The organism is Pedobacter sp. B4-66 (genome assembly GCF_018492665.1).
Taxonomy (GTDB): Bacteria; Bacteroidota; Bacteroidia; order Sphingobacteriales; family Sphingobacteriaceae; genus Pedobacter.
The window spans coordinates 170,640-193,387 of sequence record NZ_JAFVME010000004.1; the positions used below are offsets into that span (position 1 = coordinate 170,640).

At 36.0% G+C, this 22,748-nt stretch carries 24 protein-coding genes; 4 read left to right on the plus strand and 20 right to left on the minus strand.

Features of this window, described 5'->3' with window-relative positions:
• Nucleotides 1-10 precede the first annotated feature (10 nt).
• Nucleotides 11-898 (plus strand): UbiA prenyltransferase family protein, encoded by an 888-nt coding sequence (locus J1905_RS09165; protein WP_214226994.1) that lies wholly within the window; start codon nucleotides 11-13, stop codon nucleotides 896-898.
• A 1-nt stretch (nucleotide 899) separates the two neighbouring features.
• On the opposite strand, the gene J1905_RS09170 is transcribed toward J1905_RS09165, so the two are convergent.
• From J1905_RS09170 to J1905_RS09180, 3 genes are read right to left on the minus strand one after another with little or no spacing between them, the layout of a single operon-like run.
• Complete coding sequence (locus J1905_RS09170) at nucleotides 900-1,589, minus strand: response regulator transcription factor (protein WP_214226995.1); 690 nt, start codon at nucleotides 1,587-1,589, stop codon at nucleotides 900-902.
• A gap of 44 nt (nucleotides 1,590-1,633) precedes the next feature.
• Nucleotides 1,634-3,301, minus strand: a complete 1,668-nt coding sequence (locus J1905_RS09175) for a sensor histidine kinase (protein ID WP_214226996.1) — start codon at nucleotides 3,299-3,301, stop codon at nucleotides 1,634-1,636.
• A 10-nt stretch (nucleotides 3,302-3,311) separates the two neighbouring features.
• Nucleotides 3,312-5,204 (minus strand): S9 family peptidase, encoded by a 1,893-nt coding sequence (locus J1905_RS09180; RefSeq protein ID WP_214226997.1) that lies wholly within the window; start codon nucleotides 5,202-5,204, stop codon nucleotides 3,312-3,314.
• A gap of 318 nt (nucleotides 5,205-5,522) precedes the next feature.
• Here J1905_RS09180 and J1905_RS09185 point away from each other — a divergent pair, with 318 nt between their 5' ends.
• From J1905_RS09185 to rfbC, 3 genes are read left to right on the plus strand one after another with little or no spacing between them, the layout of a single operon-like run.
• Entirely contained in the window at nucleotides 5,523-7,331 is a 1,809-nt protein-coding gene (locus J1905_RS09185) for a tetratricopeptide repeat protein (protein ID WP_214226998.1), read from the plus strand.
• Between the two features lie 15 nt (nucleotides 7,332-7,346).
• Nucleotides 7,347-7,649 (plus strand): DUF4286 family protein, encoded by a 303-nt coding sequence (locus J1905_RS09190; RefSeq protein ID WP_214226999.1) that lies wholly within the window; start codon nucleotides 7,347-7,349, stop codon nucleotides 7,647-7,649.
• Nucleotides 7,650-7,657: 8 nt separating this feature from the next.
• The gene (gene rfbC, locus J1905_RS09195; protein WP_173089947.1) at nucleotides 7,658-8,212 is read left to right on the plus strand and encodes a dTDP-4-dehydrorhamnose 3,5-epimerase; all 555 of its coding nucleotides are present in this window, start codon (nucleotides 7,658-7,660) and stop codon (nucleotides 8,210-8,212) included.
• A gap of 69 nt (nucleotides 8,213-8,281) precedes the next feature.
• On the opposite strand, the gene J1905_RS09200 is transcribed toward rfbC, so the two are convergent.
• The 17 genes from J1905_RS09200 to nrfD all read right to left on the minus strand — a co-directional run bounded on the left by J1905_RS09200 (nucleotide 8,282) and on the right by nrfD (nucleotide 22,744).
• Nucleotides 8,282-9,124: an OmpA/MotB family protein gene (locus tag J1905_RS09200; RefSeq protein WP_214227000.1), complete on the minus strand. Its 843-nt coding sequence runs from the start codon at nucleotides 9,122-9,124 to the stop codon at nucleotides 8,282-8,284.
• A gap of 85 nt (nucleotides 9,125-9,209) precedes the next feature.
• Nucleotides 9,210-9,872 (minus strand): DUF2461 domain-containing protein, encoded by a 663-nt coding sequence (locus J1905_RS09205; RefSeq protein WP_214227001.1) that lies wholly within the window; start codon nucleotides 9,870-9,872, stop codon nucleotides 9,210-9,212.
• A complete protein-coding gene (locus J1905_RS09210; RefSeq protein WP_173089944.1) occupies nucleotides 9,869-10,267 on the minus strand; it encodes a DUF983 domain-containing protein in 399 nt (132 codons plus the stop codon). Before J1905_RS09210 ends, J1905_RS09205 begins: the two co-directional genes overlap by 4 nt.
• Complete coding sequence (locus J1905_RS09215) at nucleotides 10,251-10,505, minus strand: CAMCR motif-containing small membrane protein (RefSeq protein WP_173089943.1); 255 nt, start codon at nucleotides 10,503-10,505, stop codon at nucleotides 10,251-10,253. Before J1905_RS09215 ends, J1905_RS09210 begins: the two co-directional genes overlap by 17 nt.
• Before the next feature lie 136 nt (nucleotides 10,506-10,641).
• Nucleotides 10,642-11,214 carry a DUF420 domain-containing protein gene (locus J1905_RS09220; RefSeq protein ID WP_214227002.1) on the minus strand — a complete coding sequence of 191 codons (573 nt, stop codon included), beginning with the start codon at nucleotides 11,212-11,214 and terminating at the stop codon, nucleotides 10,642-10,644.
• Nucleotides 11,215-11,235: 21 nt separating this feature from the next.
• A complete protein-coding gene (locus tag J1905_RS09225) occupies nucleotides 11,236-11,943 on the minus strand; it encodes an SCO family protein (RefSeq protein ID WP_214227003.1) in 708 nt (235 codons plus the stop codon).
• Nucleotides 11,943-12,302, minus strand: a complete 360-nt coding sequence (locus J1905_RS09230; protein WP_214227004.1) for a cytochrome C oxidase subunit IV family protein — start codon at nucleotides 12,300-12,302, stop codon at nucleotides 11,943-11,945. The genes J1905_RS09225 and J1905_RS09230 overlap by 1 nt, the downstream gene beginning before the upstream one ends.
• 20 nt (nucleotides 12,303-12,322) lie before the next feature.
• Entirely contained in the window at nucleotides 12,323-13,030 is a 708-nt protein-coding gene (locus tag J1905_RS09235) for a cytochrome c oxidase subunit 3 (protein ID WP_108204943.1), read from the minus strand.
• Between the two features lie 30 nt (nucleotides 13,031-13,060).
• Nucleotides 13,061-13,651, minus strand: coding sequence for a cytochrome c oxidase subunit 3 (locus tag J1905_RS09240; protein WP_214227005.1), 591 nt, complete (start codon nucleotides 13,649-13,651; stop codon nucleotides 13,061-13,063).
• Between the two features lie 6 nt (nucleotides 13,652-13,657).
• Nucleotides 13,658-14,536 (minus strand): heme o synthase, encoded by an 879-nt coding sequence (cyoE, locus tag J1905_RS09245; RefSeq protein WP_214227006.1) that lies wholly within the window; start codon nucleotides 14,534-14,536, stop codon nucleotides 13,658-13,660.
• Between the two features lie 11 nt (nucleotides 14,537-14,547).
• The gene (locus J1905_RS09250) at nucleotides 14,548-15,612 is read right to left on the minus strand and encodes a COX15/CtaA family protein (RefSeq protein WP_214227007.1); all 1,065 of its coding nucleotides are present in this window, start codon (nucleotides 15,610-15,612) and stop codon (nucleotides 14,548-14,550) included.
• A gap of 85 nt (nucleotides 15,613-15,697) precedes the next feature.
• Nucleotides 15,698-17,590 (minus strand): cytochrome c oxidase subunit I, encoded by a 1,893-nt coding sequence (locus J1905_RS09255; RefSeq protein ID WP_214227008.1) that lies wholly within the window; start codon nucleotides 17,588-17,590, stop codon nucleotides 15,698-15,700.
• 20 nt (nucleotides 17,591-17,610) lie between these two features.
• The gene (locus tag J1905_RS09260) at nucleotides 17,611-18,852 is read right to left on the minus strand and encodes a cytochrome c oxidase subunit II (protein WP_214227009.1); all 1,242 of its coding nucleotides are present in this window, start codon (nucleotides 18,850-18,852) and stop codon (nucleotides 17,611-17,613) included.
• Nucleotides 18,853-18,920: 68 nt separating this feature from the next.
• A complete protein-coding gene (locus J1905_RS09265; protein WP_173089933.1) occupies nucleotides 18,921-20,135 on the minus strand; it encodes a quinol:cytochrome C oxidoreductase in 1,215 nt (404 codons plus the stop codon).
• Nucleotides 20,136-20,149: 14 nt separating this feature from the next.
• Entirely contained in the window at nucleotides 20,150-20,740 is a 591-nt protein-coding gene (locus tag J1905_RS09270; RefSeq protein WP_350027977.1) for a c-type cytochrome, read from the minus strand.
• Nucleotides 20,733-21,269, minus strand: a complete 537-nt coding sequence (locus J1905_RS09275; RefSeq protein WP_173089931.1) for a DUF3341 domain-containing protein — start codon at nucleotides 21,267-21,269, stop codon at nucleotides 20,733-20,735. The genes J1905_RS09270 and J1905_RS09275 overlap by 8 nt, the downstream gene beginning before the upstream one ends.
• A 2-nt stretch (nucleotides 21,270-21,271) precedes the next feature.
• On the minus strand, nucleotides 21,272-22,744 hold the full coding sequence (gene nrfD, locus J1905_RS09280) for an NrfD/PsrC family molybdoenzyme membrane anchor subunit (RefSeq protein ID WP_173089930.1): 1,473 nt from the start codon (nucleotides 22,742-22,744) through the stop codon (nucleotides 21,272-21,274).
• Nucleotides 22,745-22,748: the final 4 nt, after the last annotated feature.

The following is a 22,748-nucleotide window of genomic DNA, read 5'->3' on the forward strand; positions in this document are numbered from 1 at the left end:
CTTCATGCAAATGATTAAAAGAGTACTCCTTTCTATTCTTGATTTCTTACTGTTTAGCAACCTGTTCATTGGCATTTGCGCTGTTGCTCAGGGCTTGGTAACTTATCATCTTTTGCATGTTCCTGCCGATAAATATATCCTTGCTTTCTTATTCTTTGCTACTGTAGGGCTTTACAATTTTAGTATGTTGTTAGCAAAGCCTAAAGACCCCGGGAACTCTCCCTATATTAGGGTTAGGTGGATATTCTCGCATCATCGTCTAATCATTTCGATTACCTTGATCTGTATTTTGTGCTTAATTCCTTTGGGTTTATGGTATCTCAGTTTTGAATCAAAACTGCTGATGGTGTTTACAGGACTAATGGCTGCAGGTTACAATATACCTTTCTTAACACTTAACAAGCAGCAAATTGGCTTAAGAAATATTCCTGGCATTAAGCTATTCCTCATAGCCTTGGTATGGTCTATCAGTTGTGTATTATTACCGATCGTAGAGCTGGAACGCAGCAGTCCAATCAACATTTCCACAGCTGAGACACTTCTGTTGGTCGCCAAGCGTTTTTTATTCATTGCAGCTATTACTGTTCCTTTTGACATTAGAGATCTGTTCCAGGACAAGCTATATGCCCTTAAAACAATACCCGTAATGCTAGGAGAGAAAAAAGCATACTTATTCTGTCAATTCTTACTCGGCCTCTATATCGTACTCTTGATTCTGTTTAAACAAGCAACAACTGGAGATATCCTTGCCCTTAGCCTAACCATAGTCCTAACAGGATGGTTAATTTTTAAATCAAACATCAAAAAGAATGAATATTACTATTTCTTCTTCTTAGATGGAACCATGCTCTTACAATATCTCGCGCTATTATTATTTGCTTCTTTTACTTTCCTTTAAATTATGCAGGATTAAAGCGATAACCAACACCCCGTACTGTTTGTAGCAATTGTGGGTTATCCGGATTAAGCTCTATCTTTTTACGTAAGCGTACAATATGCATATCAAGGGTTCTTGTATTCACATCAGAATTATATCCCCAAACAACTAACATAAGTTCATCTCTATTAATTACTTTATTAGGATTTCTTAAAAAGTAAAGTAAAATTCTATTCTCAAGAATAGTAAGTTCTATCTTTTTCCCATTTCTGAAAAGGGTGTGAACATTAGGATGATGTTCCATATTTCCAAAACGATGTACTTCAGAGCGATCATTATTAAGCAAATATTTAACCTTACTATCCAGCATCGCTACCAAAACATCCATATTAAATGGCTTGGTTACATAATCAGAAACACCAAAATTATATGCATCTATTTTATCTACATCCTGGGCTTTAGCAGTCAGCATGATAATAAGATTTTCAAATCCCTGCTTACGGGCTTCTTCGCAAACTTCTGCTCCCTGCTTGCCTGGCAACATCCAATCTAAAAGAACAATATCAGGTTGCTCATCCATTATCATTTTCTCTGCCGCTAAGCCATCTCCAACCTCTAAAACATCATAGCCTTCAGCTTTTAAACGATGTACAACCAGAAAGCGTAAATTCTCGTCATCTTCAACTATCAGTATTTTAATTCCCTTAGACATATTTTTTTTATTTATTTCACTATAAATGCAAACGTATAATGACTCTAGTCATTATATGGTAATACAATTTTAAATTCTGTTCCCTTATCAATTTTACTTTTCACCGTAATCTCGCCACTCATAAAGTTAACGAGTTCCTTACAGAAAGCCAAGCCAAGACCCACACTTCCATTTTGGTTGTACTGGTTTTGAATGCGGAAAAACTTCTTAAAGATATTATTAATTTCTGACGAAGGAATCCCTATTCCCTGATCAATAAATCGAAATACGACCTTTCCTTTTATTAAACGCGCAGATATATGAAGACGTTTACGTTCTACAGGTGAATACTTATAGGCATTTTCTGCAAGATTGTCGAATAGACTGCCAAGTAACACCGGATCAGTTATAAGCGTTTTGAAGCCATTCACATCAAAGGTAAAATCAAAATCCGGGTGTTTAAGACGATGCGATTCAACCGTACTTTCAATAAAATCTGCAATATTAATTTTCTCAGAATTTAGCTGTATTGCTTTGTTTTCTATTTGTGTAAAAGCAAGTAGCTTATTCATTAATCCATTCAGTTTATCCGCCTCCTCATCAAGGATTTTTCCATAAAGCTTTAATTCCTTATCAGTAAGGCTTGAAGCACTTTTAATATTGTTCCCAGCAATTTTAATTACACTCACTGGTGTCTTAAATTCATGAGTAAGGTTATTCATAAAATCATACTGAAGCTTAAACATCTTCTGGTTAATGTTCAGGTTTCTATAAATCAAAAATGCCACCAATACCAAAATGCTATAAAAAAGAAATACTCCCAAAGCTATCGGCAAAAAATAACTCAGAATTTCTTTATCAATAAAAGATTTTGAAGAAATAAAATAAAGCTTGTAGTCTGAAAATGGCCCTGGCAATGTTATTTCAGTAGTAACATACAATGAAGACGTTTCAATAGGATCGTAAGTTAAAGGCTCAATTTTGATATATTGATATAGCAATGGCCTGGAGTTAATAATCCTTATTTTATATGGATCCAACTGGAATGAAAGCATATCTTGCTGATAAACAGGCTGTGGATCCAAGACTCTTCTCATCATGGCTTTGTACATTTTAAGATCCTCTATTCTTGGGATATTCAAATAGGTAATCTTGTTGGACCTCACATTACTAAAGTTACTAAAGAGTTCATCCTGGCTCGGCATACGATTAGTATCAAGACTTTCGATATAGGTAACCAATTTTAGCGCTAAAGCATTAAAATCATCTCCAGCAATAAAATTACGCGTATTCTCACTCGAAAAAAGCTTAACAGAATCCATTGGTACCAAGCTTCCAAACTGATAAATACTTTTAGGTCCAAAGGAAAACTTTCCAATATTTAATCCGTCGTTAACAGGAGTATTTTTAACTTCAGAATCATAAAATATCACTTTAGATACAAATGGATACTCAAGCAGTACAGTATCAACAAAGCTTGCCGCAGTAGCAGAGTCCAGATAGCCGTTGTAATAAGAAACTTCAGGAAGTTTTTTCTGAAAGAAATCATTATACGGTTTAATACTTTGCTCCAATACATTTACTTTCTCAGAGACAAATTGATTTTCTATATATTTTGTACTAAACCTATAAGCCAACAAAAGAGATAGCGAAAAAAGCACCAACATCAGAATGATGAAGGTGAGTATTAATGGGAAATTCTTACGATAACCGCTTTTCTTCTCTGAAGACATGGGGTTGAATTTACTTCTTTTTTAGGTTAACTTCTAAAAACGATTCAAGGGCAGTATAGAGTTTCTGTCTTCCTTCATCATTTTTACTATGAAACGGATCGCCATCATTTTCCAAATAGGTTACGCTTATATTTCGCTTTTGGAGATTTTTAACGAACTGTATCGTTTCGCCCGCATTCATATTAGGGTCTTTAGTATTTTGGGCAATAAATAATGGTTTCTCTATCCTATCAACCTGAAATAAGGGTGAAGATTGACGCATCTTATCTACGTCCGTTAGCGGATTGCCTATAACCTCATAATACATTTGCAATTTTGGTTTTAAGAATGGCGGTATCGATTTTAGATAAGTGAATAAATTAATAACTGCCGAATTTGATGCGCCACAAGCATAAGTTTTATTTTCAGAATATAGGCCGTTAAGTGCAATATATCCACCGAAGCCACTTCCGTATATTCCAATCCTTTTAGGATCTGCAATTTTTTTACTTATGAGCCATTTGACACCATCATTAATGTCATGTTGGATTTTACAGCCCCACTGTTTAAAGCCTGCGGCCATAAAAGCTTTTCCATAGCCTGAAGAACCTCTGTAATTTACCTGAAAAACAGCATAACCTCTGTTTGCCAAGAACTGAACTTCGGGATTATAGCCCCAGGTATCCCTTGCTACAGGGCCATCATGTGGCAACACGACAACAGGTAAATTCTCGGTCTTCTTGTTTAAAGGTAGTGTTAAATACCCTTCTATTTTCATTCCATCTCTCGACATGTAGCTAATGGGTTTCATTTCACACATGTCTTCTTCATTAATGGCAGAATTGAAGTCGCTTAACTTTCTTATTTTTCCCTTTGCCTGGAAATAAATATAGTATGATCCCGGATTCCGATCTGTAAACGTTCTAACTATAAAAACGGTTTCGGCTTTATCTCGGTCTATTATCCTTGTTTCCGTTTTAGGCAATAACTTATCCAAATTATTATATAATAACTTTACTGAGTCGTCAAGATAATGCTTTTCCTTTTTCCAGGTTTCATAAACGACAAAAGACATTTTCCCTTTTCTTCTGGAGTATTGAGCATCTGTAATATTAATGTTTTCATCACCAAACAAAACCTTAACTTCTTTCCCAGATTTACAATCAAGTTCAACAAGGGCTGCCTTGTCACGATTTACATTAGAAATTGCATAAATAACATTAGGTTTATCTTTAGCAAAAGCTATTGGTCGTAATGTAGTTTTAAAATTATTGGTCACTATAGGCTTGAAAGCCTGATCCTCTCTTTCTCTATACAACAAGGTCTCATTTACGCCATCGCTGCTAGTTGCCAACCTAAGTTTACCTTCAGAATCTATTGTCCAATCCGTAATGTTTCCGGGGTTTTTCGCCGCCATGTCCATATTTCCATTACGAACATTTAACCGGTAAACATCAAAAACTGTCGAATCTCTTTTATTAGATGATACAAGCAAATATTTGTCATCCATGAGCTGGTCATCCAAAACCTTTATCCTGCTCTTTTCATTATTGGTCAGTTGTCGTTCATTACTGCCATCCTTGTTAATAATGAATATATCAGAAAGTCTTAGCGCCTGATCTGTTTCTTTATAATAAATGAGTTCATCTTTACTTACCCAAAAATAGAAAATAATACTCTTTTCTTTTAATTGAGTAATCTTTTTCCCCTTACCTGACTCAATATCCTCCACATACAAATTTTGATTCTTGCCATCTAGCTTCAGATATGACAAGTTTCTTGCATCAGGAGAGATCCTATAGCCTATTCTGTTTTGCGATTTAAAAAAATCGTCGATAGGCATAATCCTCACTCCTTCCTGTTGTGTACAAGCTAAAGCAAAAAGTGATAAGAAAAGAAGAAAGTACTTTTTATATACAACCATATCATTTTTCTGCTTACAAAGCTACGCAACACTGTTAGTGTAAGTTTAGTTTACACTAATATTGTTACCGTATAACCAAATATCAATATGCTCAAAATAAATTAAATATTTACTTAATGTGAATTATCTATTAGGCACAATTAAGCTTTAAACCAATAAAAAAACCAATAAAAGCCTCATAACCAAAGGGAATAAGTATTAAGTAGTACAAAACATTCTTTGAGTAACATTTAAAATACGTATTGATGTTTTTGCCAATAGAAAGGAAATTAGGATTCAAATCATTATTTTAGGGTCTCTATTGATAGTCCACCTCCAATGAAAAAATTAATCCTGGCCTTATTTTTCTGTTATGCAAGCTTTCTTTGTTCTGCTCAAAGCAATGCAGATGAAGGGTTGGCTTTTCAATATTACCAACAAGGTCAATATCAGGAAGCATCCATTTTACTGGAAAAACTATTTAATACAACCAAAAACGACACCTACTTTGATCTGTATTACACCTCTCTTATTAAGCTCAAAAAACTGGAAGAGGCTGAAAAAATTGCAAAAAAACTGATTAAGCAGAATCCCAAAAATCTACATTATACCATGGCAATTGCTCGGGTTTATCAGGAAAAAGGACAATTGGATGCCGCAAATAAGGCATACATGGAAACGTTGAATAATTTACCTGCAGACGAATTCAAGATAAGAGAGGTTGCAAATATCTTTTATAGTTTTCAGGCCTATGACCTCGCCATATCAACCTTTCTACAGGGCAGAAAGGTTTTAAACAACGAAAAAATCTTCACTTACGAACTTCTAAGCATCTATCGCTACAAAAAGGACAAGAATATGCTTGTACAGGAATATATCAATGCACTTCCACAAATGCCCGAGCTATTACCTCAGGCAGAAAGTGTACTATCCTCCGTCTTGGAAGACAATGCCGATTATCTTATTCTACAGGCTGCCTTATTAAAAAAAATACAGAAAGAGCCACAAACAGAAATCTATACCAAACTCTTGATATGGCAATACCTCCAGCAGCAGGAGTATGAAATGGCATTGAGACAATTGATAGCGCAAGACAAGCGTATAAAAGACGATGGCGCAATATTGTTTAATACGGCGAACACTTTTCTAGCTAACCAGGCTTATACTACAGCCATAAAGGCCTTTGAATACATCGTCAGTAAAGGCAAGGAAAACCCATACTTTTTATCAGCGAGGATAGAAATGATAGGTGCAAAATATCAATTGGCAATTACCGGACAATTCGACAATAAGGCCATTACTGATTTAGGAGCTGAGTATACAGCTATCATTGATGAGTATGGGAAAACAGCACAGACAGTGTTTGCAATGAAGAAATTGGCTAATCTGCAAGCATACTATCTTAATGATTTAAGCAAAGCGGAAAAAACACTTGAAGATGCATTAGCAATTAACGGTCTCTCAGCAGCTGAGACCGGCCAAATGAAACTTGATCTCGGTGACATCTATATTTTAACACAACAACCATGGGAGGCTTTTTTAATTTATGAGCAGGTAGCTAAGCAATTTGAAAATCAGGCTGTAGGCAATGAAGCTCACTTTCGTTCGGCTAAACTTTCCTTTTATCAGGGTAATTTTTCTTACGCAAAATCTCAGGCAGATGTTTTAAAGGCATCTACTTCTCAATTAATTGCAAACGATGCGTTAAACTTGAGCTTAATGATTTCTGATAATTTGCAGTCAAAAACAGATAGTAATGCACTTAAGATGTATGCAGATGCTGAGATGCTTGAATTTAGAAATCTGCCGGCTAAAGCCCTCACAAAACTGGACAGCATTGCATTAGCTTTTCCAAACAATAGTTTAACGGATGATATTCTAATGGCGAAATCAAGGATATACATCAAAACAAATGATATAAATAATGCTGTAAAGGTACTTAAAGAGCTCATAGATCAACAAGAAACTAGTCTTTGGGCTGATGATGCCTTATTTACATTGGCAGATCTCTATGAGAGAAATTTAAAGAACAATGAAGAAGCCAAAATACTATATCAAAAACTAATTAATGATTATCCCGGAAGTATGTTTACCACAGAAGCGCGAAAACGTTTTAGAAAACTTCGTGGAGATAATATTGGTACATAGTTCTATCTTTGTACTATGTTATTATACAATGTAACCACAATTATTGAAGATAATTCGGCAGACCGCTGGCTTCAATGGATGCAGGAAATTCACATCCAACAAGTAATGGAAACAGGCCTATTTGTATCCTACAGACTTCTAAAAGTAATCGACTCTCCAAACGAAGGTGTCACATACTGTGCACAGTATGTGACTGAAAACATGGATAATTACTTAGAGTATAAAGATAAATACGCACCTTCATTACAAGACAAAGTAAATGAGAGCTTCAAAAATCAACAAGTTTCCTTTACTTCTTTAATGGAATATCTCGCTTAAACTCTTTTATGAATATTACAAAAACTCCTATTTCCGATCTTTTAGTTATTGAGCCCAAAGTCTGGAAAGACAATCGTGGATATTTTTACGAAAGCTATAATTCAAAATTGTTTGCTGATGCAGGCATAAATGCCGACTTTGTTCAGGATAATCAATCATTTTCTCAGAAAGGTGCATTACGTGGGCTTCATGCTCAAAAAGCGCCCTTTGCACAAGGAAAATTAGTACGGGTTTTACAAGGAAAGGTTTTAGATATAGCAGTAGATATCAGAAAGCAATCAGATACATACGGTCAATATTTTAGTATTGAGTTAAGTAGCGAAAACCATAAGCAATTATGGGTACCTCCAGGATTTTTGCACGGATTCTTAACCCTTGAAGATAATACTATTTTCACCTATAAAGTAACCAGTTACTACGATAAAGCTTCAGAAATTGGTGTAATATGGAATGATGCTGACTTAAATATAGACTGGAACAGCAACATTACAAAAGAAGATTTATTACTCTCAGAAAAAGATCTGGTACTACCTGCTTTCAAAGACTTTGATAGTCCTTTTTAAGGCTTGTTAAATTCACAAATAAACTTAAGCAAAGTGCCCCCTTAAAATTTTAACGGGGGCACTTTTATATTATTGCTTGATCAAATCGTACAATTCATCCAATTTTGGAGAAAGTACAATCTCTATTCTACGATTCTTGCTTCTACCTTCTGCCGTTGTATTCGCATCAAGAGGTTGGAATTCTCCTTTACCTGTTGCTGTCATACGAACACTTTCAACCTTACTAACTTCAGTTAAGTAACGAACTACAGACGTTGATCGTAAAACACTTAAATCCCAGTTGTCTTTAATTTGCCCAAGGTTAGTGATCTTTTGAGAATCAGTATGCCCTTCAACCGCTATATTAATTTCCGGCTGCTGTTTCAATACATCCGCCAGTTGACTCAAAGCCTGTTTTCCTTTTTCGTCAATGATGATACTTCCGGAAGGGAATAATAATTTATCAGTTAGCGACACGTATACTTTCCCGTTTCTAATTTCAACAGTTAAACCATTTTTAGTAAACCCTAAAAGAGCTTGCTGTAATTTTTCCTTTAACTGATTTGTCGCTTCGTCGCGCTTACGCAAGATTTCTTCAACTTCCTTCAAGCGTTGTTCGCGCTTTTTAAGATCGTTAGAAAGCTTACTGATCTCTGTAGAGCTATTATTCTTTAGCTTGGCATAATTACTATCCATTTCAGAATACTTGCCCTTTAAATCATTTAATGCACTGCTTAAGCCGGTAGTATCTTTTCTTAGTCTTGCGATAAGACTTTCAAGGCTCTCATTCTTCGCTTGCGAATCACTCCATCCAGTGCGTAATGAATCTTGCGAGGCAAGTAATGACTTGTATTTTTTAGGAGATAAAACAACGCAGGAGCTGAATGCACTGACAAACAGTCCAACGAATAAGAATAAACTAATTTTTTTCATTAATGTGTTATTAATTTAGTGATTAAGAAAACTCGCACAAGCCTATTGATTTAGGCTCTAACCCTATACGCGTTTTTTGATAAATTTATTGCGCTACTGCGTTTCTCAAAAATAGTATAAAAGGATAAACACTTTCAAAAGCAGTTTTCAACTTATCAACGATTTCTGGTTTTAAGAACTCGTCATCTTTTAAAGGGCAGATTGCAATAAAGCTCTTTAATTTTAACAACTCTATTTGAGGATGATCCGTTTCATAGCCTTTTGGGGCTTTTTTTAGCTTATCTTCTTCACTTAAACTAAAAATATTCTTAAAGTTTTTTGCTTCAATTATGCTCAGAAATTCTGAAGTATTATAATCAATTTCTTCCCTGACGCTTTTTAAAACTGATGCTTCAGGCATCCAGAACCCTGCTCCTAGAAAGCACTCCCCAGGCTGTATATGAAGATAGTATCCAGGACCATGAATATCACTTCCTTTGATATTAAAAGAAATACCAAAATTATTCTTGTAAGGGTCTTTGTTTTTACTAAAACGAACATCTCTATAAATACGAAGCAGACATTTTTTAGCGGGGGTATCAATAGAAAATTCAGGATCTATTGCTGCTAGCTTAGGAATCAGCTGATCAATAAAAGCCAATACATCGGCTTTTGCAATTTCGTACCTGTTTTTGTTTTCTGCAAACCATTCGCGGTTGTTGTTTTGAGCTACATTAGTAATAAAAACGAGTGTTTCTGGCTTAATCATGGTTTATCGTAATAGGCGTTGTACTTTATTTTTGGAGATAGCCAATGTAATAAAATCACGCGGGAATAACGATAATTGAAAGGAGCTAAAATTAAGCATCCGGTAAAGATTACAGAGAGGTAAAGCCATAAAGATTCGAACTCAAGGTTTCCACCTGACAATACATAAGTCGCTATTCCTAATGCAATCATTTCAGCGCAATTCATTGCATAACTCACATACATTGCTGCATAAAAATAACCAGGTTCTATTTCAAAACGCTGACCACAATGTCCGCATACAGTGTTGGTATGCTGTATGTTAAAACCGTAAAGGCTTCCGGTAAAGATATCTCCTCTTCTGCATTGAGGGCATTTCCCATGAACGAGCGCATATAGCTTAGATGTTTTCTGCATAGCTAACAGTTTTTTTTCGGTACTTCACATACCACAACACGCCCATTCCAGATATTAGAAGATATGGGATAGCCAAAAGATATAAAATACCCGAATTTAGACCTTTTCCCTGTGTATTACCATTCTTTACACTTTGTTCTGCACTTACAGTACACATTGCACATTGTGCATTCGCACTATTCGAAGATGATACTGTCAACAGAATCATAAAGAGGAAGATAACTGCTATCTTTTTCATGTTGCAAATATAGGTAAAGAAACATTTATAAAAGGAAACGAAGCGCAATAAGCCTGTCATTAAATAAAAAAGGCCCTTTGCCTTAGGGGTCAGAGGGCCTAACAGAAGCTGGTAAAAGGTAGCTTCTCAAAATATCTTAAAAATTATAATAAGGAGATATCATTAGATATACAACAACACCTGTTACAGCTACATATAACCATACAGGGTAAGCCCATCTTACAATCTTCTTATGACGCTCCACTTGCATATTAAATCCTCTTAAAAAGCTTACAAGGATTAGTGGTAATACGATAATAGCAAGGATAATATGAGTGGCAAGGATAAAGAAATAAATGTAACGGGTAGAGCCTACAGCAGCCAATTCAACTGCCGATAGTATACCATCATGATCTATATCTCCAAACTTAGTGTCTTTTTCATAAAGATGAAAAACGATATAAAAAAGTAGAAAGATTGCCGAAAGGATAAATGTAATTACATTAGTCACCTTGTGAGCTTGTATATTCTTTCTTTTTATAAAAATTAAAGATACCACAAGCAGTACTGAACAGGTTGCATTAATACCTCCAATAATATGAGGAAACAGATATATGAACGATGGCTTATTTTCCGGTGGCGGAACTAGTTTTAGTGCAATAACAACAAGCAAAACAACTGCCGTTACAATCCATATTAATCTTAAAAAAAACTTATCGTTAAAATTCATATACTATCTATTTAGAACTTCTTATCTACCGTCTCTAGAGTTCCTTAACTCTTCTGCCAATAACACTTTAATTTCGTCATCTAGTTTTAATAAGGCTTCACGACTGGTAGCCTCGTAATAACCTCTTATGCGACGATGAGTATCAAGCAATACAAGCATATTACTATGAATAAATTTACGCTCAGAGCCAATCTGCTCTTGATGCGCATCTAAGGCTAATCCCTTTTTTATTAATGTAAATAACTGGGTACTATCTCCAGTTAACAAATCCCATTTTCCTGCTTTTGCGGAAAGTGTTTTGGCGAAAGCCGAAAGCACTTGAGGCTTGTCAGTCCGAGGATCAATACTGATTCCTACAAAATGAATAGCCTTATTATGCTGATAAGTTTCATTAAAACCTTTCATTGCCTTTGTAGTAAATCCTGCGCCATTTACCTCCGCTTTGCTGTAGAACAGACTAACTATTAAAATCTTATTTCTATAGTTACTTAAGTGAACAGAATCTCCATTTTGATTAACTAATTTAAAATCATTAACCTCATGGTAAATTGTATCCGGCACTTTATTACCCCTCACAGAATGAAATGTACTGGCTACTACTTTCTCCCCAAAAATAGGAAGTGGTTTATACCTGTTTTTCCCTTTTTCCTGGAGTAAATAATACAAAAATCCTGGTACCGCTAATATGGTGACCAGGATTAAGATTTTTTTTATTGGAGTACCCTTCATTAAACCAAAGGCATATGTAAGTGTAAGTACCCGCCTTCAATTAACATCAAAACAATAAAGTAAAAGATAAAAATAAAAACAACGGATAAAGAAACCTGGAGTCCTACTTTCTCATATTTAAGGTGCATAAAGTATGCAACAATATAGAATGCTTTTAATAAAGTTAATGCGATGTAAATGAAGTTACCTACGTGCTGAGACATATAACCACCTGGTATAAGAACCAAAGCGATAATAAACTCAATTACTGTGATTGCAAGCAGGATACCAAATACCTGCCATATTTTCTTTTTGTCTAACCCAGCATGTTCACCATGTGCATGCTCGTCGTGAGAGTGATCTGTATGTATTTCTGACATAATATTTTAATTGAGAAAGATTAAACTAGATAGAAGAATGTAAATACGAATACCCAAACTAGATCAACAAAGTGCCAGTATAAACCAACCTTCTCAACCATTAGGTAATGACCGCGTTTTTCAAAAGTACCATTAATTGTCATGCATAAAATGATGATGTTAATGATCACACCACTAAACACGTGGAATCCGTGGAATCCTGTAATTGTAAAGAATAGATTTGAGAACTGAAGTGCAGATACAGTAGATACCTCACCTGTAAACAAATGATGTAATGTTTCCATATTTGGGATCTTCCCCCAACCAAAGCCTTCATGGAACAAATGTGTCCATTCCGCAGCCTGGCAACCAAGGAACATAAAACCCCCTATAATAGTAGCAACCATCCACCATATTACTTCCTTTTTAGAGCGTCTGTGACCAGCCTCTACTGCAAGTACCATAGTTACCGAGCTCATGATCAAAATAAACGTCATAATACCCACAAAAACCAGTGGAGCACCACTATCAGTTATGCCTGGAATAGATTGGAAAACCAAATCCGGATCTGGCCATGTAAACTTACTGAAGCGCTGCGCTCCGTAATAGATCAATAATGACGAAAATGTGAATGCATCAGAAACCAGAAAAAACCACATCATTATTTTGCCGTACTCTACAGACCACGGCGAGCGGCCCCCACTCCATGGAGTAGTTTTTACCTGATCTAATTGTGATAATGAACTCATTTTGTAAATAGTAATAGTTTGTTAAAAATTCTAACTGTTCAAAAGTAAAAAAACATACAGATATATCCATAATATATCTATAAAATGCCAAAATATAGAAGCAATTTCCATCCGGTACTTGCGCGTTTCTAACGGCATTTCTTTATAAGCGCCAATAAGGGCATTCAATACAATACATAAACCTGCAAAAATGTGTAATAAGTGGAAACCTGAAACTACATAGATAACCGAAATAGCAGCATTGTTATTTACCATTGCTGCTCCGCTATTATAAAGAGACGACCAAGCTTCTACCTGCAGATAACCAAATATTACTCCCAAGCCAATTGTTAGCCACAGGAACAATCTTTGTTTTGAAATTTGACCATTTCTTAGTGCTCTTGATGCAAGAAATAAACAAATACTGCTACCTAATAATGCAGCGGTACTATACATAAAAACATCAGGCAATACCAAACCATGGCCTTTACCTTTTGAGGCTGCGAAAACAATATAATAACTTGTCCAACCCCCAAACATAATAGTCGAGGAAACTACAAACAACCAGATAACAAACTTTTTAGGTCTAGTATCGATAGGTGCTGAAGAATTCATATCCTCTTTACTTAATGTGTGTACCATCTTAAATTATTTAGCTATAAAATCAAAAAATAAAATCACTTGCACTAATGGCAGATAGAAGAAGGAACAAAACATTACCTTTCTTGCACTTGCCAAATCCATATTAACCCACATTTTAAACGCTAGCCACGCAAATATCAATCCTGCAACTAATGACACTCCGGCTATATAATATCCACCAAATCCATAAAATGTAGGTAGTAAACTAACCGGAATCAATATTAACGTGCTGAGAAACGTTATAAATGCACTTGCTTTATCTCTTTTAGTAGTCGGCAGCAGCCTAAACCCTGCCTTTTTGTAATCATCATCAAGTACCCAGGCAATCGACCAGAAATGTGGGAACTGCCATACAAATTGCACTAGGAAAAGTATGACCGCTATTTCGTCTATTTTTCCATGAGCTGCAACATATCCTATAAGCGGAGGCAAAGCGCCTGGAATGGCACCAACAAACACTGCGATAGGTGACTTACGCTTTAAAGGAGTATAAGCAAACGCATACAAAAATATCGAAAACACTGATAATAGACCTGTTTCAATATTTAGTTTACCCAACAACCATGTTCCAAGCATACCCATTACTAACCCAGATACTAAACCTTGGCCTGTGGTCATATGTCCTGCAGGCATAGGACGATCTTTTGTTCTGGTCATTAGCTTGTCCAGATCAACTTCAATTACTTCGTTGAAGCAATTTGCCGCAGATGTAACAAGGAATCCCCCTGCTATCAGAATAAGCCACTTAGTCCAGTCAATACCCGGTACTACACCAGCGATCTCTACCTGCGAACCAATTAAAAAAGTAACTGATGCAGAAAACACAACCAGAAAGGTAAGTCTGAATTTAATGAGCTTAGAAAAATCTGTTAAAAACTGTTTCAAATTATATATAATTAATGCTCTTGATTGTAAGTATCTGTTTTGTAAACTAACAAATACAGATAGTATTGCAGACTAAACAATAGGGTTGAAAATAAAATATGTAATGCCTGAGCATAGGGTGGTAATGCAAAATTCGATAATATTAATCCACTTACAATCTGAATGGTCAAAACTATTGCTATAGAATTGGCTACCATCAAAGCTGTAGCTTTACCATTAAACCTGTCTTTAACTAATTTATAGATAACGATGTTTAATATAAGAACCAACATAGCAAAATCCCTATGGTAAGAAAAAATCTTACCTACTTTGGTTATCCATATTTCACGATCATTATACATTAAAGCTTTTGAAACTGCATCAACAGCTTCTCTTACTTCCGTCCCTAAAACAATTTGCACCACACTAACTACTATTGCAAAAAAGATTAGAACCTTAAGCCAAACAACCTTTGCCATCACTATAGTTACCGATTTACGCATTTGCTGTGCATAGTTGTAAGTATAAACCAATATGGCCAGAATGACTAAAGCCAGTAACATGTGTACGGTAACAATCCACGGAACTAAATTAGTTGACACCACTATTGATCCCAACCATGCCTGAAAAGCGACAACCACTAAGTTCAGCCAACTTAATACAAGTATACGTTTCGCTGTTTTACGATAAGTGAAAGAATAAACAACCAATCCAACTAATAAAAACCCCGTTATGGCTCCCATTAACCTATTTATATATTCGGTCCAGGTTTTTCCAACATTGAAAGTTTCGGGTTGTAAAATAGATTCATCATGTCTGATGCTATCGGCAAGGTGTCCTTTACCTAACTTATCAAGTGTTTTAGCAAAACGTTCATTCTTTACAACACGTTCAGCTACATACTTTTCCTTGTAATCAGCAGGTAATTGCGATACAGAGGTTGGAGGGATGTATTGATCAAAACACTTTGGCCAATCCGGACAACCCATACCAGATCCCGTACTACGTACTATCCCCCCTGCTAAAATTAGCAATAAGGTTACAACTATCGTTATAAGGTTTAGCCTGATAAATCTATGCTCAGATTTAGGAACCATGGTGTGTATTAGATTTAAAAAAAATGAGGTACCTGTTGTAAGTATTTACCTACTGCAGATACCTCATCATATTATAAACTATATGCTAGTCTAATTTTGTTTTGCCTGCAGCTGCTTCTTCTTTCGCTTCCCATTCTCTTTGTACACGCTCAGCTTCAGCGTTTCCTTCAAAATCATGAGGCATATTCGAGCTCATAGTTTGAGAGAAAGGCACAGTTTGAGGAATAAAGTCTTCCTCAGCACCTGGCTTGCTATAGTCATATGGCCAACGATAAACAGTTGGGATCTCACCTGGCCAGTTACCATGGATACGCTCTACTGGAGTAGTCCACTCTAATGTATTTGCTCCCCAAGGGTTTTGAGATGATACTTTTCCTTTAAAGATTGAATAGAAGAAGTTGAATAAGAATGCAACTTGAGCTAAAGCAGCAATGATTGCAGACCATGTAACTAAAATATTTACAGTTACCCATTTCTGCATAAACTCGAACTCAGTGAATGCATAATAACGACGAGGAACCCCATCAAGACCTAAGAAGTGTAATGGGAAGAACACTAAATAAGCACAGATAAATGTGATCCAGAAGTGCAAATAACCAAGTTTGCTGCTCATCAATCTTCCAAACATTTTAGGGAAGTAATGATAAACACCTGCAAGCATACCAAATATTGCAGCAGACCCCATTACAAGGTGGAAGTGAGCTATAACAAAGTAAGTATCATGCAAGTTAATATCTAATGACGCATTACCTAAAAATATACCGGTTAATCCTCCAGAGATAAAGAAAGATACCATACCGATAGCAAATAACATTGCTGGAGTAAATCTAATATTACCTCTCCATAATGTTGCTAACCAGTTGAATGTTTTAACCGCTGAAGGAACTGCAATAATCAACGTAGTAATCATAAACACACCGCCTAACAATGGGTTCATACCTGTTACAAACATGTGGTGACCCCAAACGATGAATGATAATATTGTGATACCGATTAATGAATAGATCATCGCATGGTAACCGAAAATTGGTTTTCTTGCATTCACAGACATGATCTCTGAAGATAATCCCATCGCAGGCATAATTACAATATATACCTCTGGGTGTCCAAGGAACCAGAATAAGTGTTGCCATAAAATTGGTGATCCACCTTCGTTAGGTAATACCTGAGTACCCATAACGATATCAGAAAGGTAGAAACTTGTTCCAAAACTACGGTCAAATACTAATAATACAACACCTGCAACCAATACAGGGAAAGATAATATACCTAAAATAGCAGTTAAGAAAAACGCCCAGATTGTCAATGGCATTTTCCACAAATCCATTCCTTTAGTACGCATGTTTAAGATAGTACTAACATAGTTGATACCACCCATTAGAGATGATGCAACGAAAAGTACCATACTGATTAACCACAAGGTCATACCTAAACCTGAACCACTAATAGCAGTCGGTAACGCAGATAACGGGGGATAAACCGTCCATCCTGCACTTGCCGGTCCTGTTTGGATAAAGAATGAGCTCATCATGATCACACAAGCAATAAAGAAGAACCAGTATGAAAGCATATTAAGGAATGGCGATGCCATATCTCTTGCTCCAATTTGAAGCGGAATCAATAAGTTACTAAAAGTACCACTCAGACCAGCTGTCAATACAAAGAATACCATGATGGTACCATGTATAGTAACTAATGCTAAATAAAAGTCGGGTTTAATCCTTCCACCTTCAGCCCATTTACCTAAAAATGTTTCTAAAAGAGGGAAACTTTTATCTGGCCAAGCTAATTGTATACGGAACAATATAGATAAGCCCATTGCTATAACAGCCATGATAATACCAGTTATCAAAAACTGTTTAGCGATCATCTTGTGATCCTGACTAAAGACGTACTTCGTTAAAAAAGTCTCTTTGTGATGACCATGATCATCATGGCTATCGTGGTTATGTGTATCGTGTAATGATATAGTTGACATAATGTGCTATTCCAGTATTGTTATTTTTTTAAAGCTATTTGATTCGTTTTAACTGCAGAAGTATCTTTTGCAGCGCTGTCAGCAGGAGTTGCAGCAGCTGGTTCAGTTGCAGGAGTCGAAGCTACAGGCAAATTAAATTGCTTCCTTAAATCATCAGTTAAGTATGTAGGTAATTCAGCAACCCAAGCATCATATTCCGCTTGTGAAACAACCTTAACCTCTCTTTGCATTTTGTAGTGACCATCACCACAAATCTTGTTACATAAGAACAAATATTTAAACTTAGGATCATTTGTTTTAGCTTTCATCTCCTCAGTAGTAATTGTAGGAGTGAATTCAAAATATGATGTCATACCTGGTACAGTGTTCAACTGAACTCTAAAATGCGGCATATAAAAACTATGGATCACATCTTTACTGGTAAGAATCAAACGAACCGGCTTATTAACTGGTATAACCATAACTTCTGCAAGTTGATCATCCAATGTCTTTTTATCTTTAAAATCAATTCCCAAGCCGTTATCAGCGGTAATCAGTTTATAGTTTTTCAATCCAACTACACCGTCAGCACCTGCATAACGAATTGCCCATGCAAATTGAGATGACGTAATCTCGATGCTGATAGGCTTGTTGTTAGGATCTTCAACTTTATAGAAAATAGATCTCCAGGTAAGGAATCCCATAAGTACAAGAACTGTTAGAACTAAAGCTGGAATGATAGTCCAGATACGTTCAATAGTATTGTTATGAGGATAGTAATAAGCTTTTCTTTTTCCACTATGTTTATAGAAATAAGCGAAAGCAAATAAAAGAATATGTGTTACAATGAAAACAATAGTAGTAAGAATCAATGTAATATTGAACATCTGATCGATTTTCTTACCATGCTCAGAAGCTGCCTCAGGTAAGATCATGTTTCCATGAACTGTATATTCCCAATATACTCCATATAAACCTACTATAAGAAATAATGCGAATAAACCTCCGTTTATAGCATCCCAGTTAATTCCTTTTGGTTTATCCTGAGCCTCACGGGTCAATTCATAAACCTTTAATGCCTTACCAACTATTGCTACAAATAAGCAAACCAGTAAAAATGCAAGAACATAGAACGTTGCCGTTTTATAAATCGGCCCCATATCAACAGGTTTCTCAGCGGTTGCAGCGGCCGCCTGTGCAAACGCGCTTGTATTTGCAAATGCAGCTACAATCACTGCTAGTGCCGCTATTGTTTTATTACTTATTAATTTTCTTAGACTCATTTCCTTAAAAGTAGTAACACTGTACTTCTATTATACTATTATTTATTATATCCTATCCAGATCACCAATTACAAATGGTGATTCAAACTTTCTTGTAAAAATGGATGGTTTTTTGCAATCAAAGGTTTCTTGCTTAATCCATTTAAAACCGTAAAGGTAAACAAACCTACAAAACCTATTGCAGTACCAACTTCAATAATACCAAAACCATGGTGTTCCTCAACAGTTCCTGGCATAATCATTTGATAATAATCAACCCAGTGACCACACAATACAATGATCGATACTGTCAATAAAATATTTTCCTGCCTTTTATTATCTCTATCCATTAACAGCAATAACGGTGCAAGGAAGTTTAAAACCAAATTCAGGTAGAACCAGAACTCATAGTTATCAAATCTTTTGTAAAAATATACTGTCTCCTCAGGCATGTTTGCATAGTAGATAAGCAAGAACTGAGCAAACCATACATAAGTCCAGAAGATAGAGAAACCAAAGATAAATTGACCTAAGTTATGCAAGTGACTATTGTTTACCCAAGCCATATAACCTGATTTTCTTAATAAAATAAGGATAATAGCAATAGTAGCTAAACTACTAACCCACATTGCTGCGAAGTTATACCATCCAAACATTGTAGAGAACCAGTGTGCTTCAAGTGACATAACTGTATCGAAAGCAAATATTGGAGTAGTAAATCCGTAAATCACAAGAAATACACATGAATATTTAAAGCTTTTTCTGTATGAATTTAAACCACCCTCTAAATCCTCGTTATTAGATAATTTAGCAAGTAATAAAGCGAAGAAGCTATATACACCTAAGAAGATTACCTGACGTGCCATAAAGAAAGGCACATTTAGAAATGCTGACTTACCTTGTATTAATTTATCAAAGTTTTCGCTTTTAGGATCAGTTAAACCCGGAGCATTCCAATGATGATATAAATTGTGAGTATATAAACCTGCAGCCATAACAGCAATTAAAATCACTACCGCAATTGGTAATGCTTTAGCCATTGCTTGAGGTACACGTAGTATAGCAGCAGACCAACCAGCTTGCGCTACAAATTGAACAGCTAAAAAGAATGCGCCTGACATGCAAACACAAGCGAAGTAATAAGCCATTAATAACAGGTTAGCAAAAGTACGCTCGTGAAGCGCCTCAGCCGAAAAGCCGTAGCCTATAGCCAATAATCCTATTACTATAGCGATTATGCTTAGGTTCTTTGCTTTACCTGTAAACTCAAACTGCTCAGTTAAATTATAATTATGAGTTCCCATTTATTTCTTCTTTTCTATTTTGCTTTTTGTAATTGTTGTACATAAAGTACTACTTTCCATCTCTCTTCTGGTGACAATTGAGAACCATAAGCTCCCATCATGTTAACACCATATTTAATTGTATGATAAATCTTACCAGCGGAAAGATCTTTCATTAAACCTCCTCTTGAAGAGGTTTTCTCAGGATCATGAAATGATGGAACACCATTAATTTTTTCCAATTTAACAAGGTGACCTTGTCCGTCTCCTTCTTTACCATGACAAGGAGCACAAAATGCATTAAATAAATGCTGTCCTTGTAAAAGATTTTGCTCAGTTAGGGGCAAACTGTTAATCAATTTAACACTAGCTTCTTCATAACCTTCTTTTGTATTTGGATAAACATCCTCTTCAACAAATCCAACCGGAGCAGTATGCTTTGGTGGAGTTTGAGCGGTTTGTCCGTTTGCAAAGTTTTTATTTGCCTGATCCGGATTATAAGCAATCGGATCATACATATTCCTTGCATATTCTAAGCCCGTACTACGATTATCTCTGCATGCTGAAAAAACAACAGCAGTGGCAAGAATACAAAACGAGGTTAAAACTACTTTATTCCTATTCATAGCTAACATACTTCCTTTCATTATACTTTACTTCTAAAGCACCAGCTTCTTTTAATAAATTATCAATTTTACTGTGCTCAGCATTTTCCTTTGCATCAATTGCAATAATAAACCTGTCATCTGTTGCTCTTAAATCCATTACTCTTGGAGCTCTTCCCGGGAATAAATGGGTTGAAGCATAATAAGAACCAACAAGACCAAAAGCACAAAATAAAATGGTAAGCTCAAACGTAATTGGAATAAAATCCGGCAATGCAAAATGCGGTTTACCACCAATGTTAATTGGCCAATCATACGCTGCAGCAAAGTACACAAATGACAACATGGTCATTGTACCAGTAATTCCAAAAAAGAAAGCTGCTATATCCAACCTTGAACGTTTAACACCAAGCTTTGCTTCAATACCGTGGATAGGCATCGGTGTATAAACATCATGTATCTTAATGTTATTATCCTGCAATTTTTGAATTCCATGCATCATTTCATCAGGATCACCAAAACTGCCTAAAATATATTTGATATTATTCATTGTTATATTTTTGCGTAATCTTCTTGTTTAACACTATCAAATTTCTCTAAAGACTCAATGTATTCTTCTACATGTTCTTTTTCAAGATGACCTTCTTTAATCTGCTCTAATTTAGATTGCTCACTTGCAGTCTTAAGTAGTAATTTAACCTCTGCAATAGCAATTGAAGGCAACACTCTCAAGAACAATAAGAACAAAGTAAAGAACACTCCTATCGATCCTACAAAGACACCTACGTCAACCCAAGATGGATAGAACATAGCCCAGCTTGATGGAAGGTAATCACGGTGTAATGAAGTTACAATGATTACGAAACGCTCAAACCACATACCTATGTTTACTACAATAGATAAAATCCATGTTGCAGCAATGCTGGTACGAATCTTTTTGAACCATAACAACTGCGGAGAAATTACGTTACATGTCATCATCATCCAGTATGCCCACCAGTAAGGTCCAGTTGAACGGTTGATGAAAGCATATTGCTCATATTCAGAACCTGAATACCAGGCGATGAAAAATTCTGTTAAGTAAGCAACACCTACGATAGATCCAGTTAAGATAATGATTTTATTCATCGACTCAATGTGGAACATGGTGATGTAGTTTTCAAGGCCTAATACTTTACGTGCAACCAATAATAAAGTTAACACCATCGCAAATCCTGAGAAGATCGCCCCTGCCACGAAATAAGGAGGGAAGATTGTAGTGTGCCATCCTGGAATTACCGAAGTTGCAAAGTCCATAGATACAATCGTGTGTACAGAAAGTACCAGAGGTGTAGAGATACCTGCTAAGATTATAGATACAGCCTCAAAACGTTGCCAGGTTTTAACGTTACCAGCCCATCCGAATGACATGATTGAATAAACTTTACGTCTTAAACCTGTTGCACGGTCACGAATAGTCGCGATATCAGGTAATAGACCTGTATACCAGAATAAAAGTGATACCGAGAAGTAAGTAGAAATTGCAAACATATCCCAAACCAAAGGAGAGTTAAAGTTAACCCAAAGTGACCCAAATTGATTTGGTAAAGGAAGCACCCAATATGCTAACCATGGTCTACCCATGTGGGATACAACATATGTAGCCGCACAAATAACGGCAAATATGGTCATCGCCTCAGCAGAGCGGTTAATAGAGTTTCGCCAGTTCTGACGGAAGAGTAATAATACCGCCGAAATCAACGTTCCTGCGTGACCAATACCTACCCACCATACGAAACCGGTGATATCCCATGCCCATCCTACTGTTTTATTTAAACCCCATGCTCCGATACCGAACCAGAAGGTATAACCTACGGATACTACCCAAAGGGTAGCACCGCAAAGTGCAACTATAAATCCAATCCACCATGCCCTGTTAGGCTTATTCTCTACAGGCATTAAAATATCATCCGTAATTTTTGCATACGTGATATTCTTGCCGGTGATTAATGGTTCTCTTAATATTGATTCCTTATGTCCTGACATAATT

Bases quoted from the DNA above. Each gene is read 5' to 3' on its own strand.
- J1905_RS09165 (WP_214226994.1), top strand. From the start codon at position 11: ATGATTAAAAGAGTACTCCTTTCTATTCTTGATTTCTTACTGTTTAGC.
- J1905_RS09170 (WP_214226995.1), bottom strand. From the start codon at position 1,589: ATGTCTAAGGGAATTAAAATACTGATAGTTGAAGATGACGAGAATTTA.
- J1905_RS09175 (WP_214226996.1), bottom strand. From the start codon at position 3,301: ATGTCTTCAGAGAAGAAAAGCGGTTATCGTAAGAATTTCCCATTAATA.
- J1905_RS09180 (WP_214226997.1), bottom strand. From the start codon at position 5,204: ATGGTTGTATATAAAAAGTACTTTCTTCTTTTCTTATCACTTTTTGCT.
- J1905_RS09185 (WP_214226998.1), top strand. From the start codon at position 5,523: ATGAAAAAATTAATCCTGGCCTTATTTTTCTGTTATGCAAGCTTTCTT.
- J1905_RS09190 (WP_214226999.1), top strand. From the start codon at position 7,347: ATGTTATTATACAATGTAACCACAATTATTGAAGATAATTCGGCAGAC.
- rfbC (WP_173089947.1), top strand. From the start codon at position 7,658: ATGAATATTACAAAAACTCCTATTTCCGATCTTTTAGTTATTGAGCCC.
- J1905_RS09200 (WP_214227000.1), bottom strand. From the start codon at position 9,124: ATGAAAAAAATTAGTTTATTCTTATTCGTTGGACTGTTTGTCAGTGCA.
- J1905_RS09205 (WP_214227001.1), bottom strand. From the start codon at position 9,872: ATGATTAAGCCAGAAACACTCGTTTTTATTACTAATGTAGCTCAAAAC.
- J1905_RS09210 (WP_173089944.1), bottom strand. From the start codon at position 10,267: ATGCAGAAAACATCTAAGCTATATGCGCTCGTTCATGGGAAATGCCCT.
- J1905_RS09215 (WP_173089943.1), bottom strand. From the start codon at position 10,505: ATGAAAAAGATAGCAGTTATCTTCCTCTTTATGATTCTGTTGACAGTA.
- J1905_RS09220 (WP_214227002.1), bottom strand. From the start codon at position 11,214: ATGAATTTTAACGATAAGTTTTTTTTAAGATTAATATGGATTGTAACG.
- J1905_RS09225 (WP_214227003.1), bottom strand. From the start codon at position 11,943: ATGAAGGGTACTCCAATAAAAAAAATCTTAATCCTGGTCACCATATTA.
- J1905_RS09230 (WP_214227004.1), bottom strand. From the start codon at position 12,302: ATGTCAGAAATACATACAGATCACTCTCACGACGAGCATGCACATGGT.
- J1905_RS09235 (WP_108204943.1), bottom strand. From the start codon at position 13,030: ATGAGTTCATTATCACAATTAGATCAGGTAAAAACTACTCCATGGAGT.
- J1905_RS09240 (WP_214227005.1), bottom strand. From the start codon at position 13,651: ATGGTACACACATTAAGTAAAGAGGATATGAATTCTTCAGCACCTATC.
- J1905_RS09250 (WP_214227007.1), bottom strand. From the start codon at position 15,612: ATGGTTCCTAAATCTGAGCATAGATTTATCAGGCTAAACCTTATAACG.
- J1905_RS09255 (WP_214227008.1), bottom strand. From the start codon at position 17,590: ATGTCAACTATATCATTACACGATACACATAACCACGATAGCCATGAT.
- J1905_RS09260 (WP_214227009.1), bottom strand. From the start codon at position 18,852: ATGAGTCTAAGAAAATTAATAAGTAATAAAACAATAGCGGCACTAGCA.
- J1905_RS09265 (WP_173089933.1), bottom strand. From the start codon at position 20,135: ATGGGAACTCATAATTATAATTTAACTGAGCAGTTTGAGTTTACAGGT.
- J1905_RS09270 (WP_350027977.1), bottom strand. From the start codon at position 20,740: ATGAATAGGAATAAAGTAGTTTTAACCTCGTTTTGTATTCTTGCCACT.
- J1905_RS09275 (WP_173089931.1), bottom strand. From the start codon at position 21,269: ATGAATAATATCAAATATATTTTAGGCAGTTTTGGTGATCCTGATGAA.
- nrfD (WP_173089930.1), bottom strand. From the start codon at position 22,744: ATGTCAGGACATAAGGAATCAATATTAAGAGAACCATTAATCACCGGC.